Origin of the sequence: Paraburkholderia sp. UCT31, from assembly GCF_014397655.1 — a bacterium.
GTDB lineage: Bacteria > Pseudomonadota > Gammaproteobacteria > Burkholderiales > Burkholderiaceae > Paraburkholderia > Paraburkholderia tuberum.
Map to the genome: position 1 here is coordinate 52,619 of NZ_VZQP01000001.1, position 12,585 is coordinate 65,203.

General features: G+C 64.6%; 12 protein-coding genes and 1 pseudogene. 3 read left to right on the top strand and 10 right to left on the bottom strand.

Features of this window, described 5'->3' with window-relative positions; genetic code table 11:
• Positions 1-70: 70 nt before the first annotated feature.
• The 6 genes from F6X40_RS00280 to F6X40_RS43400 all read right to left on the bottom strand — a co-directional run bounded on the left by F6X40_RS00280 (position 71) and on the right by F6X40_RS43400 (position 5,825).
• Positions 71-2,344, bottom strand: a complete 2,274-nt coding sequence (locus F6X40_RS00280; RefSeq protein WP_410452309.1) for a TonB-dependent receptor — start codon at positions 2,342-2,344, stop codon at positions 71-73.
• Positions 2,345-2,528: 184 nt separating this feature from the next.
• Positions 2,529-2,939, bottom strand: coding sequence for a DUF2946 domain-containing protein (locus F6X40_RS00285; protein WP_187626439.1), 411 nt, complete (start codon positions 2,937-2,939; stop codon positions 2,529-2,531).
• Between the two features lie 221 nt (positions 2,940-3,160).
• The gene (locus F6X40_RS00290; protein ID WP_187626440.1) at positions 3,161-3,757 is read right to left on the bottom strand and encodes a molybdopterin-dependent oxidoreductase; all 597 of its coding nucleotides are present in this window, start codon (positions 3,755-3,757) and stop codon (positions 3,161-3,163) included.
• Between the two features lie 321 nt (positions 3,758-4,078).
• Entirely contained in the window at positions 4,079-5,386 is a 1,308-nt protein-coding gene (locus tag F6X40_RS00295) for a LysR family transcriptional regulator (RefSeq protein ID WP_187626441.1), read from the bottom strand.
• Positions 5,383-5,721 (bottom strand): FCD domain-containing protein, encoded by a 339-nt coding sequence (locus tag F6X40_RS00300; RefSeq protein WP_262421309.1) that lies wholly within the window; start codon positions 5,719-5,721, stop codon positions 5,383-5,385. Before F6X40_RS00300 ends, F6X40_RS00295 begins: the two co-directional genes overlap by 4 nt.
• Complete coding sequence (locus tag F6X40_RS43400) at positions 5,685-5,825, bottom strand: GntR family transcriptional regulator (protein WP_262421310.1); 141 nt, start codon at positions 5,823-5,825, stop codon at positions 5,685-5,687. The genes F6X40_RS00300 and F6X40_RS43400 overlap by 37 nt, the downstream gene beginning before the upstream one ends.
• 391 nt (positions 5,826-6,216) lie before the next feature.
• On the opposite strand from F6X40_RS43400, the gene F6X40_RS00305 reads away from it, so the two are divergent.
• The 3 genes and pseudogenes from F6X40_RS00305 to F6X40_RS00315 all read left to right on the top strand — a co-directional run.
• Positions 6,217-7,059 carry a gallate dioxygenase gene (locus F6X40_RS00305; RefSeq protein WP_187626442.1) on the top strand — a complete coding sequence of 281 codons (843 nt, stop codon included), beginning with the start codon at positions 6,217-6,219 and terminating at the stop codon, positions 7,057-7,059.
• Complete coding sequence (locus F6X40_RS00310) at positions 7,059-7,418, top strand: protocatechuate 3,4-dioxygenase (protein ID WP_090806862.1); 360 nt, start codon at positions 7,059-7,061, stop codon at positions 7,416-7,418. The genes F6X40_RS00305 and F6X40_RS00310 overlap by 1 nt, the downstream gene beginning before the upstream one ends.
• Positions 7,419-7,465: 47 nt before the next feature.
• Positions 7,466-7,672: pseudogene (locus tag F6X40_RS00315) on the top strand (MarR family transcriptional regulator); the annotation flags it as partial.
• A gap of 165 nt (positions 7,673-7,837) precedes the next feature.
• Here F6X40_RS00315 and F6X40_RS00320 read toward each other — a convergent pair.
• The 4 genes from F6X40_RS00320 to F6X40_RS00335 form a co-directional block, all read right to left on the bottom strand.
• Complete coding sequence (locus F6X40_RS00320) at positions 7,838-8,473, bottom strand: membrane integrity-associated transporter subunit PqiC (protein ID WP_187626443.1); 636 nt, start codon at positions 8,471-8,473, stop codon at positions 7,838-7,840.
• The gene (locus F6X40_RS00325) at positions 8,470-9,765 is read right to left on the bottom strand and encodes an MlaD family protein (RefSeq protein WP_187626444.1); all 1,296 of its coding nucleotides are present in this window, start codon (positions 9,763-9,765) and stop codon (positions 8,470-8,472) included. The genes F6X40_RS00320 and F6X40_RS00325 overlap by 4 nt, the downstream gene beginning before the upstream one ends.
• On the bottom strand, positions 9,762-10,967 hold the full coding sequence (locus tag F6X40_RS00330; RefSeq protein ID WP_187626445.1) for a paraquat-inducible protein A: 1,206 nt from the start codon (positions 10,965-10,967) through the stop codon (positions 9,762-9,764). The genes F6X40_RS00325 and F6X40_RS00330 overlap by 4 nt, the downstream gene beginning before the upstream one ends.
• Before the next feature lie 213 nt (positions 10,968-11,180).
• Positions 11,181-12,371, bottom strand: a complete 1,191-nt coding sequence (locus tag F6X40_RS00335; RefSeq protein ID WP_187626446.1) for an L-dopachrome tautomerase-related protein — start codon at positions 12,369-12,371, stop codon at positions 11,181-11,183.
• Positions 12,372-12,585: the final 214 nt, after the last annotated feature.

Below are 12,585 nucleotides of genomic sequence, written 5' to 3' on the forward strand. Positions count from 1 at the left end.
GAAATCCTCGTCGGGCAAATGGGTCGATGGTTCGTGTGCGACAAGCGGTTTGCCGCGTCTTGCGTCAGGCCTAGATATGCAGCTTCGCTTCGACATAAAACGTGCGGCCCGGATACGGGTGGTAGACGAAGTAGCGTGCGTCGAACAGGTTGTCGACGCCGATGCCGAGTTCGCTGAGCTTCGTCGGCTTGAACGTGAACTTCGCGTCGGCGACCGTGTAGGTGCTGGTGCCGCCGAACACGTTGGGGTTCGTGTCGGTATTCGTCAGCGTGTTGTATTGACGACCCGAGTAACGCGCAGCGAGCGTCAGCGCCGCGCGCGCGTCGAAGTGATACGTCGCGGCAAGATTCGCGCGCCACAGCGGAATGCGGTAGAAGTACTTGCCGACCGAGGCCGGATTCCGTGCGTTCTCGAGGATCTTCGACTGCGTGTACGCGACGCTCGCGAGCAGATCGAGCCCGCGCACGAACACGTCCTCGCCCGAATAGCTTGCTTCGACGCCGCGCGAGCGAACCTTGCCGATGTTCTGGAAGTTCGTCACGTTCGGAATCACGGTGGTGTCGGTCTGACTGAAGATCGTGTTCTTCACGTCGTCCTGAAACAGCGAGAAGCGGAACACGCCATTCCAATGCGCCCATTCGGCGCTCAGCTCTTTCGACAGATCGTCTTCGGGCTGCAAATATGGATTGTTGTTGACGATCGCGGAGCCGTTGATTTGCCCCTGGAACAGTTCGCTCGCGGTCGGAAAGCGATACGCGCGAGCGATCGACGCGCGCAAAGTCAGCTCGTCGCTGACATCGAACGATAACGACGCCTTCGGCGAAAGGTGGCGCTGGCTGGCATCGCTGTACGCGATCGTCGCGCCGGGCAGCGACTGTGCGCCATCGTAGGCTTGCCAGTCTTCATAGCGCGCGCCGTAGACGAGCTTCCAGCGCGGCAGAAAGCGCCACGCGTCCTGCGCATAAAGAGCTTGCGTCTGCGTCTTGCCGGTGAACGCGTTGGCGAACGAGGTCGCGTCGCCGTCGCGCCAGTTCAGCGTGTTGTAGGTCTGGTTGTCGACGAAGTAGTTGTCGAAGTGGTAGCCGACGCTCAGTGCGTGATTGGCCAGTCCTGGCTGGTTCGTCGCGGGCGTATAGGTGCCGCGCAGGTCCAGCGTCTTCCAGCCGGTGCCGTCGTTGAACAGCACGGTGCCGGGGCCATTGCCCGGGCCGCCGGCATTCGCGGTGCGTGCGACGCCATTGCCGATGTCGTAATACGAGGCGATCGCCTCGCCGTTCCAGCCGGTCGCGTTGCGCGTTTTCAGCGACACGCCGTAGAGCCAGTTCTCGCTGTGCCCGACACCCGGCGCAAACGCGGCCGCCGGAATCGTGTAGTGGTAACCGTTGATCGATACGTTGCCGCTGTACACAGGGTTGCCGGCCGCGTCGCGCAGAAACGTCGATGTTTCGCTGTTGTACGTCTGGTGCCAGTAGCCGAGCGTGAAGCCGCCCTGCAGCGTCGGCGTGAAGTCGTACTGCATCTTCAGCTTGAACTGGTCCTGCACCGTGTGCTCGATGCCTTCGCCGTTCACACCGAGCACGGCCGTCGGCGCATTGGTCTGGTTGTTGTAGAAATAGGCGCCGGTGACGGGCGTGTCGCCGGCCTTGGCGGGCGTGGTCGATTTAGCGAGTGTTGCGAATTGCAGCGGCTGACTCGTGTTCTCGAGATGATTGACGCCGAGCCGGTACGAGAACTTGCCGATGCTATCGCCGATCGACGCGCTCGCTTCGCTGCCGTTGAAGCTCTGGTTCACGCCGAACAGGCTGAAGTGCTGCGTGAATGCCTTCACGTCGGCGTTGGCCTCGAACTGCTTTGGCATGCGCGTGCTGATCAGCACGGTCGCGCCGAGCGAATTGCCCGGATACAGCGCGGAAAACGGCCCGTAGATTACGTCGACCTGCTGGATTTCGTCGGGATACACCATCGACCAGCGCGGCGGAAACGAATAGCTATTGCCAAGCAGGTTGCTCAGCAGCAAACCGTCCGCATAGACGAGGCCGCGCGCGCTCTGCGTATTGCCGGTGCCGCGCACCGCGATGATCGAATTCAGATCGCCGATAAAGCGCTTGCGTACCGCCAGGTTCGGCATGTACTTGAGCACGTCCTCGGTGTTGACGACGTTCCAGTTCGCGAACTGATCGCGCGTCACGGTTTCGACGGAGGCGGGCAGGTTCGGGTCGACGGCGCGCGGTGCGGCGCTCGCGCTTGCGCTCGCACTGACGCTGACGGCGGGCAGCGTCGCGTCGGTGTTTGCGTCGGCGGCATGCGTGGGTGTTGCGACGAAAGCCGGCACGAAGGCAGGCATGAGCGCGGGCCAAAGAACGGAACGACGAACCGCGCGATGAGCGGAAAAGACAGCGTCACGGCGGACGCAATAAGAGAGCCTTCGCAGCGCGAAGTTGAACATGAGCGTTTCCTCGATGCATTGAACAGGCGATCGCAGGCCTCGTCGATGTAGGCGACGAAGGCGCGATCAGAACCGGTAGCGATCAGGAAACGGCAGGTGGGGCGCGCGGACGTCCCGACGGGAAGGCGCCAAGCGGGGTGAAGTGGGTGGACAGCGTGGGCGGCGCGGTGCCGGCCAGCGGCAGCGCGGCCGGCGGCTCGACGGCGGCGAGCGTCGGCATCGCGACGTGATGTTCGAGCAGATGACAGTAGCCGCAGGCGCCGAATGCATCGTCGTGGCCCAGATGCACGGGCGCGGGGCTGGTTTGAGCGACGACGCTCGCATCGCTCACATTGCTTGCACCAGCCGGGTGAAGCGCCGAACATAGCGCGGCAATCGGCTCGTGGGCGCGGCCCGATTCGAGCAACTGACTCACGAGCGGCGCGAACACGACGAGCCACATGGCGACGAGGCCAAGCCATGCGGTCAGGTGGTTGCGCGAGTGTCGAGTCATGATCGTCGAAGAAAAGACGGGCGCGATTCTAGCATCACCGCGCGATCCTTTCATTCGCAATGACGGCCTGAGCTTCGTGAGCTTGCAGAAGGGGCAGGGCGAGGACGAAGCGCGCAATGCGCCGGTACACGCTGCGCCTGTTCCGGCGCGCGCCGGGCGAGGACTGGGCGAGCTCGGTCGAGCGCGTGCGGCAGGCGTGCGTCGAGCGATTCGGCGGCGCGCTATGACGCCTCTGTGAGCTGCATGTGATACAGGCCCCACGGCGACAATTCGAAGCGGTCCTTCAGTGGCTTGGCCGCGAGTTCGGGAATCTGATCGGCGTCGTAGATCGCCCATAACGGCCCCACGCCGCCGAGCGTCAGCGGCTTGCCGTCCATTTGTGTCGCGACGATGAAGTGATACTCGCGCACCTTGTCGAGCGTCGTCAACACCGCGTAGCCATCGACCGCATGCATGACGATTTGCGTGCTGCCCGCGTCGGGCGCGCCGACGTTTGCGAGCACGTCGGTGAGCAGCGGGCCGCTAAACGTATGCATGTGCGCATCGTATTCGATCGTCGGATGGATCGTCACGGTCTTCATGCTGGCGAGCCACGGCAGATCGACGCCGTACGCTTGCGAAAACTTTACCTGGTGCTTCGCCAGCAGTTGATCGAAAGCGGGATTGAGCGCGCCGCGATTGCTGTGCCTGATCGCGCCGGAGATCGTCAGGACGACCGGAGACGGCCCGCATTCGGCGTGCTCACGCTTCGCGCCGAATGCGGGCGCGATCGCCGCGCCCAGTGCCGCGGCGCTGGTCAGGAACTGGCGTTTGTTCATTACGTTTTCTCCGGGTGTCGTCGAGGCGCCGCGTGGTGAGGTGCGCGCTCTTCTATTGTCGGAGAATTGTCGCCGCAGGTGATGCGACGATGCTTCATTAACGCGTCATTCGCTATGCTATTTCCGCATGCGGTTCGTGCCGGAACTGGCACGGTTCCTTGCGCGGCGGTCCAATGCGGTGCGCGTCTTCACAGGTTTATGACGAAGTCCTTTTCCAATGCCACTGAACGCACGAACCAGGCGCAACGCAAGAAGCCTCGCGTACATCTGGGAAATCACACTCGACATCAACTGTGTGTCGCCCCTAATCAATGGAAGTGCTCAGTTCGCGCCGATACTGACGGTGCGCGTCACATCGACGACCGACAGCCGGATCGCGTCGATCAATGCGCGCGCGGCCGGTGACGGCGTGCCCGCCGCGCGCATCGTCAGGCCGATCTCGCGCCGCGTGTTGTGCAGCGGTACATCGAGCACCACCAGTTGCCCGGACTGAATCTCGTGATGCAGCTGCTGCGCCGACAAGGCCGCCGCCATGTCGGTACCGAGCAGCAGGCCGCGAATCACCGCGAGGTCGGCGGTCTCGACGGTCGGCAGAGGCGGCTTCACCTTCATCCGCTTGAATTGCGTTTCGAACAGCGCACGCGCCGGCGCGTTGCTGCGCGGCAGAATCCACTGCGCGTCGCGCAGACCCATGATGGTCAGATCGTGCGCGTGAGTCAGCGGATGACCGCGGCGCACCAGCACCACCATGTCTTCCGACATCAGCCGCTCGTTTTTCAGGCCGCTCGTCGCGTCGTTGTCGCGCAGCGCGCCGAGAATGAAATCGATGTCGCCCGCGCGCAGACCGGCCACGAGCGTCTCGTAGGCGCTTTCGTCGGTGACCACGCGCACGCCCGGATTCTCCGAGGTCATTCGCGCGATCGCCTTCGGCAGGATCAGCGTGCGCCCGAGCGGCAACGCGCCGACTGTCACCGAGCCCTGAATCTTGCCGTGCAATGCGGCGATATCGTCGGGGACGTGGCGCAGTTCGTTCAGCGCGCGGCGTACGTGAAGCAGGAACGTCTCGCCCTCGGCCGTCAGCAGAATGCCGCGCGGGCTGCGGTGAAACAGACTCAGTCCCGAGCCGCTTTCGAGTACCCGGATCGCGGTACTCACCGCGGGCTGGCTGATGCCGAAGGTTTTTGCCGCGCTCGGCATATGCCGATGCCGCGCGAGCGCCGCGAATAGTTGCAACCGCCGCGTGTTGAGCAGATACGCGGGCAATGCGCCTTCCGCGACGGGCCGGCGGCGCGTCTGTCGCGCGGTGCACCATCGGGCGAGTTCTTCGAGTTCAGCGAAGATCCGCTCGCAGCGATGCAGCACCGCGCGGCCGACCGGAGTGGGCAGCATGCCCGAAGGACCGCGATCGAACAGCGGTTCGCCGAGCGCCGACTCGAGCTCCTGCACGGAGCGCGTGACCGCCGACTGCGCGCGAAACAACGCGGCCGCCGCGCGCGTCGCGCTGCCCATCTCGGCGACGAGCCGGAATGCGCGCAGTTGCGCGAGATTGAGCAGGTCCTTGCTGCTGACCGACAGCGGCGCTTTGGCGCTCGCCTGGCTGGTGGCGGCGGAAAGCGTGTCGTTGCTCATGCCGCGCCCGCGATCAGATGCAACGACGGCAGCGACAGATTCAGACTTTCCTTCGAGATATGCGTGTGCTCCTTCATCAACGCATCGACGCGCGCGCCTTCGCCTTTTTTCAGCGCGTCGACGATCGCGTGATGCTGGCGATGCGCGTACATCAGCATCATGAATTGACGCTCGCGCGCGGATTCGTCGAACGCGATCGTGAACGGCGACACGAACGGCACCTTGTCGTTCAGACTGAGCGCGGCCGTGACCGCCTGGTTCTGCGCCGCGTCGACGATCAGCGCATGAAAGCGGCCGTTCATCTGCGCGTAGCGCACGTCGTTTTCGGCGACCATTGCGCAAGCTGCGCTTCGACGAGCCGCTGCCCCGGCGACAGTTCGCCCGACAGGATCTTCTCGCGTAAGGTCTGCACAATCGCTTGCTGGGTGGTCTCGTTCATCGTTTCGTCGCTCGTCGGAAGCAGCGCAGTATAGCCACGCGTGCAGCACCGCTCCAAGCCTTAAAAATGTGCGTTGCGAGTTGTTTTCCGGGCCATCTGTTTTATTTATCGCGTGACGAGATGCCACGGCGTCGCGGAAGGCTTGCCTCACGGGCTTGGGATACCGAGGGGGCCCTGCGCGGCGTGGGTCGGGGTGCGCTTCATCCGCGCTCCGGCCGCGCAAATGCCGGGCTTTTACTCGTCAACCCGGCGCTGCCTGAGGTATACCCGTGCTTCCCGTATCGCGACACAATTTCTATCTTTGTATCCCAAGACGGTCGTGGTGACTAGCGCGGTAAACCTGGCGACCTATCCGATTGGCAGCAGCGCGAAGTGACGGAAGAGAACGAATATGGCAAGAATCATTGGTGGTATCGGCACGTCCCATGTACCCGCGATCGGGTTGGCGTATGACAAGGGCAAGCAGAACGAACCGGCATGGGCGCCGATGTTCAAGGGTTATGAACCGGTGGCGCAGTGGCTGGCCGAGCAGAAGCCCGACGTGATGGTGATGTTCTACAACGACCACGCGAACAGCTTCTTCTTCGACTGCTATCCCACGTTCGCGCTTGGCGTGTCGCCCAACCACGAATTCGCCGATGAAGGCGCCGGCAAGCGTCCGCTGCCCGACATCGCCGGTCATCCGGATCTCGCGATCCATATCGTCGAGCAACTGGTCGCCGACGAATTCGATCTGACCGTCTTCCAGGACCGCCCGCTCGATCACGGCGTCAATTCGCCGCTGTCGCTGATGCTGCCGCATCAGGGCGGCTGGCCGCTGTCGCTGGTGCCGCTCGAAGTCAACGTGCTGCAGTATCCGCTGCCCACCGCGAATCGCTGCTACCGGCTCGGCCAGGCACTGCGTCGCGCGATCGAATCGTTCGAGCAGGACCTGAAGGTCGTGGTGGTCGGCACGGGCGGGCTGTCGCACCAGGTGCATGGCGAACGCAGCGGCTTCAACAGCACCGAATGGGACATGGAGTTCCTCGACCTGATCGTCAGCGATCCGGAGCGTCTTGCCGCGATGAAGCACGTCGATTACGTGCGCCACGGCGGCGCGGAAAGCGTCGAGACGATCATGTGGCTCGCGATGCGCGGCGCGCTGGGTCAGAAGGTCCGCGAACCGCATCGCAGCTACTACCTGGCGACCAGCACCGCGATGGCCGTGACGATCTACGAAGAAGAGGTGGCGTAATGAATCCGCAACTGGTTGGCGTCGAAGAACTGACCGGCACGTATCCGTTCGATATCCGCCAGAGCATGAAGGCGATGCGCCTGAACCGCTTTTTCTGGCAGATGCGCGAAGCGTCGGCGCGCGCGCTGTGGCTCGAAAACCGCACCGCCTCATACGATGCGGCCGGCCTGACGCCGGAAGAACGCACGCTGGTCGACAATACCGACTGGATCGGTCTGATCCGTTATGGGGTGTCTTTCTTCGTGCTCGAGAAGTTCGCGCGTGTGGTGAAGATCACCAATCTCGGCGTGTACGCGAGCATGCGCGGCGAAACGCTCGAAGCGTTTCTGAAGACTCGTCAGGTACCCGACGCCGTTTAAAGGCCGCGCATCAAGGCGCGCATCAAGGCAGCGCTGTCCGCTGGGCAATCCGATTTGACGCCCCCGCCAAGCCCCGCGACACGGCGATACTCGAACTCCGCGAGTTTTCCCGCCGGCTGGTCCGCGAGCTCGGTTTCATGCGCACGACCATCGCCGACAGCGATCTGGCGCCATCGGCCGTGCATGCGGTGATCGAGATCGGCATGTCGCCGGGCATCAGCGCCAAAGATCTGGCGACCATCCTGCGGCTCGACGCGGCGCGTCATCTGTACGAGTCATTCGGCTTTCGGCCAAGTGAAGAATCGGAAGGCACGCAATCGGGAACACGCGTGGTCGAGCAGCGTTTCAACCGGCTTTCCGCAAGGAAAGGCGATAACGGTACTGCGTGATCGGCGCGGCAGCGAACTCGACGCCGTCGGTCAGTGCGCGAGGACCGACGCCGCGATCCGGTCGGCCAGTTCGCCGAGAACGCGGCTCAACGCGGCCGCCTGCGCGAGCGCATCGTGTCCATCGATCGCGGAGTCGAGCCTCACCTGCTGCCGCAGCGGCGCCTGATCCGAGTGCCCGGCCAGCAGCGTCCACTCCGCTTGCAGCGTCAGCGTGCCGCTCTCGTCGGCCGTGGCATTCAGCACGGTGACGACCAGCCTGCGCGTGCCGGGCGGCGCGGGTGCATCCGGAACGACGAACGATCCGGCGGGCAGCCGCGTGAGCAAGTCCTGGGCAAGCGTTTTGCGCATCATCTGAGCGAGCGGTGCGCCCCACCGGTCGCTATCGTCGATCGTCAGCCGGTTCTGCGAAGCCAGCGTGACGACTTCGAGCCGATCGAGCACCGCGGGAATATGCACGGCGGTCAGTTGAATCGGTGGGATCGGCGCCGTGGCGGGCGGCGCGTCGGCGGGCATCGGGTTCAACGTCACATAGCGTGTCGGTATGCTGTGTCCGCATCCGGCGAGCGTCATCGCCGCGACGGTTACGACAAACGCAGCCGTCCTGACGCTCGTCGCGAGCGATGCCGCGACGGCGCGTCCGACGGGGAACGTGGACCTCGTCATCATTGAGCCTCCTGCTGCCTGCCACGGATCAGCGCCTCCGGATGGCGGTCGAGATAGTCGGCCAGTGCCCGAATCGAGCGTGCGGTGTCGGTCAGCTCCTGCATGGCGGCAGGCAGGTCGTTCTGGCTCGACGCGTCGCCGCCTAGCGTACGGTTCGCCGCGGCAACGGTGCGATCGGCCGCGTTCGCGGTGTCGCGCAATTGCGCGACGAGCGGACCGATCTGTGGCGAGACCTGCTGCAACGTGTGATCGATCTGCGCGACCGAGTGGTCGATGTGCGTCAGGCTGTCCTTGATCTGAGGCGAGGAACTGAGCGCGTCGATATGCGCCGCGATACTGCGGACCTGTTCGCCGGTTTGCCGGATCGGAAGATCGTCGATTTTCTGGATCACCTCGTTGGCCTTGGCCATCGTCGTGTCGAGATTCGCGGCGACGACACTCGGAATGACGGGCAGGCCGTCCTCGCTGGCGAGCGTCGCCACCGGCGCGCCTTGCACGAAGTCGAGGTTGATCTTGTCCGCGCCGACGAGCGGCGGATCTTGCGACAACCGCGCGCGCAAGCCTGTGGCGACGAGGCGGGTGAGCATGGCATCGACGAGCGGGCGCCAGTCCCCGTTGGCCGGTGGCGGCGCGCCGACGATGCCAAGCTGCGACGGGTTCAGCGCGATCTGCACCGGGGTGCTCAGCGCGCCCGTGCGTGCGTCGTAGTTCAGGCGCACGCTGGTGACGGTGCCCACGTCGAAACCGCGCAATTGCACATCGGCACCACTCTTCAGGTCGCCGACCGCACCGTCGAAGCGCACCAGATAGGTGACGACCGGGCCGTGCCCCGGCGCGAGCGCGGGGCGGCGATCGACACCGTCGAAACGCGATGCCGGCTCGCCGGGCCCGGGCTCCATCACGATCTCGGGGCCGGACAGCACTGCCTTGATCGACGCCGGATCGTTGAGATCAACGTGGGCGCCGCGCAGGAAAAACCTGGTCTCGCTGCGCAGATACTTTTTTTCGGCGCGATCTATCTTGAGCTCGGCTTTCACGTGTTGGCCATCGGGCGCGAGCGTAATCTCCGAGACGGCGCCGACCTTCACGCCGCGCAGCGTGACGATCGTGTCGTCGGGCTTCATGCCGTACGCGTTGTCGAAGGTTACCGTGACCGTCTCGCCCTGATGCATCAACGCGCGAACGCCGAGCCATCCGGCCATCGCGAAGGCTGCGACCGGCACCGCCCAGATCCAGCCGGGCCACGCGCTGCGCCGCACCTGGGCCTGCGAACGACGGGGACGCGTGCCGCTCATCGCTTGCTCCGCGGGTGGACGTCCCACATCAGGCGCGGGTCGAAGGCGCGCGAAGCGGCCATCGTCAGCAACACGACCAGCGCGAACGCGGTGGCGCCGATGGCGGGTCTGGCCGCGGCGATGCCGTCGAACCGGATCAGCGGCACGAACGCGGCGATCGTGAACACGTCGACGTACGACCATCGGCCGAGTTCGTCGATCAGGCGGTACAGATGCGCCTTGACCCGCAGATGCCGGCGCGAACGGCGCCGAACGGAGACGACGAACCATGCCATGCCGAGAATCTTCGCCACCGGAATGACGATGCTCGTACAGATGATCAGAATGCCGAGCGGCCACAGGCCAGCGTGAAACAGCTGGTAGACGCCGTCGATGATCCGGGTTGAGTGGGTCCGCCCGAGTTGCATCGAAGTGGTCATCGGAAAGAAGTTGGCCGGGATCGTCAGAACGAGCGCGGCGAGCGACAGCGCAGCCGCGCGCACGACGGCGTCGGTTTTGCGAGCGCGCAACGTCAGTGCGCAGCGAGGGCAGGGGCGCCCCTCCTGCGACATCGGCACGACCAGATCGCAAACCGTGCAGGACAGCGGCGCTTCATGTTCCGGCAACTCGTTTTCCGCGGCGATCGCGCGCCACACCGTTCTCCGGTCGAGCGACGCGCGCGTGAGCATCGACAGCAGCGCCGCGGCGATGAAGCAGTAGCCGCCGGGGGCGATCGTGCCGGTCAGATTCTGCGTCACGCGCGCGTAACCGACGAAGCAGCCGACCAGATAGACATCGGGCATGGTCCAGATATCGAGCGAGGTGGTCCAGCGAAACAGCGCACCGATTCCTCTGGTACGCCGGCCGAGCCGCAGCGCGACGAGGACGATCACGAGGCCGCCAAAGCGGATGAATGGCAGCACGATACCGAAGGTGCCGAGCAGTACCGCGAGAATGAACCAGCCATCGTTCCACATCTCCACGATGCCCGACGACAGCAGTGATGAGCGTTCGACGCCGAGCATATGGACATACATCAGGGGCGCGAGGTTGGCCGGAAACAGCAATACGAAGGTCGCGGCCGCGCAGGCGAGCGCCGCGGTCTGGCTTCGGCCGCTACGCCGCTCGAGCGGAAAGTGACAGGCGCGGCAACGCGCGTAGGTATGTGCGGTGAGCGGCGGGATGTCTTCGAGCGCGCCGCACTCGGGACAGCCGATCGTCATGCGACGTTCTCCGTCGGCTGTCCGTTTTCAGGCGGGCAGCGCGTTGCGAATGAGGTTTCGCCGATCATCACTCGACCCCTGGCGCCGTTTGGCGCGTGCATGTACGGCAGACGCGCTGGCGCGCGCCAGCTCTTGTCCTCCACCAGCATGGCGCGTTCCCGGCCGGCCTCGGCGCGCCGGGCAGCGCGGACCGTCGGCGGCCGCGGTGTGGCGTCAGTCGGATGAGCGGTTCCGAACCGCTTCGCTTTGCGAGCCGGGCGGCGTGCCCGGTTTGGTGTTCGGCGCCGCTGACGGCGCGGCGTCGGCAATGATCAGCAACCTCGAAGACAGCGCGTCGGGATGGCCCGGCTTGAACCAGTTCATCTCGGGAATGCGTGAATCGGTCAGGTAGATCGTGCCGTCCGGCCCTTCCGCGAACGTATCCGGCCATCGCAGGCCGGGCTCGTGCAGCAAGGTCGTCAATGTCGCGCCGTCCCATACCTTCACCGCATGTTCTTCGACCGCGGTAATCAGCAGGCGTCCCGTCCGGTCGATGTGCAGCCCGTCGGCGGGGCGATGCTCGAGCACTTTCTCGACGCGGTTGCCGACTTCATCGGTCGCGAGCGTGGTATCGCGAAGCGCTTCGGTGGGCACGCGGTAAAGCGTTTTGCCCTTCACCGCCTGCCAGTACAGATACAGTCCATCGCGAGTGAGCGCGATGCCGTCGGCCGCCAATTCGACGCCGCGTCCATCGGGACGCCGCAATGGTGCGCCGCCAGCATGGACCGTGACGCCCGGATCCGTTTGCGTCGACGGATGCCCGTCGAGCACGCGGCGCGCTTGACCGGTGCCGAGATCGACCACCACGATCGCGCCGCGTGTTCCAGAGTCCGTGATGTAGGCGAAACGGCCGTCCGGACTGATGCGCACGTCGTTCAGATAGCTGCCCTGAGGCGCGATGTCGAGCGTGAACGCAATGCAGCCGACGACGCTATCCGTCGCAAGATCGATGCGGACCAGTTTAGGGGCACCCGGCACGACGAAGGCCTGGGCCGGCGCGCCGGGGTCGAGTACCCACAGGTTGTTTTGGCAATCGCACAGCATCGCCTGCACGCAGACCCAGCGATCCTGCGGGTTCAACTCGTCACGCCTGGCATTGCGCCAGCCGTTCCATCGATCGTCGGGATAAGGACGGACGTCGCCATCGGGCGTGAGTACGCCGACGGAGATCGGCGCGTCTTCTGTCCAGCGCGGGAAGTTGACGAAGATGCGTCCGTCCGCGGCGACGGCGACGCCGGTCACCTGGTGCCCGAACGACGCAATCTCGCGCAGATGCGGCAGCGAGCCGTCGTCACCGGCGCTCGATGCAGGCGCGGCGGTCAGTGGAACCCGATCCGCGGCGGGTGGCGTGGCGGTGTCTTTCATGGGCTGCCTCCGGGACAGGACGGAAATGTCCGTATTCAGCAAAGCGAACGCCGCGTGCAAAGATAAAGTGAATCGTAATCCGCGAATCTTTCGGAAGGTATTCAACCTGAATTGCGGACCCTCCTTTATGCGAATTGTTTGACTTTCGCGCGAGCAGAGAACGGGAGTGCGCGCAATAGGGAAAGCCGAGTTGTCGCGTGGCGCTTGATACGAC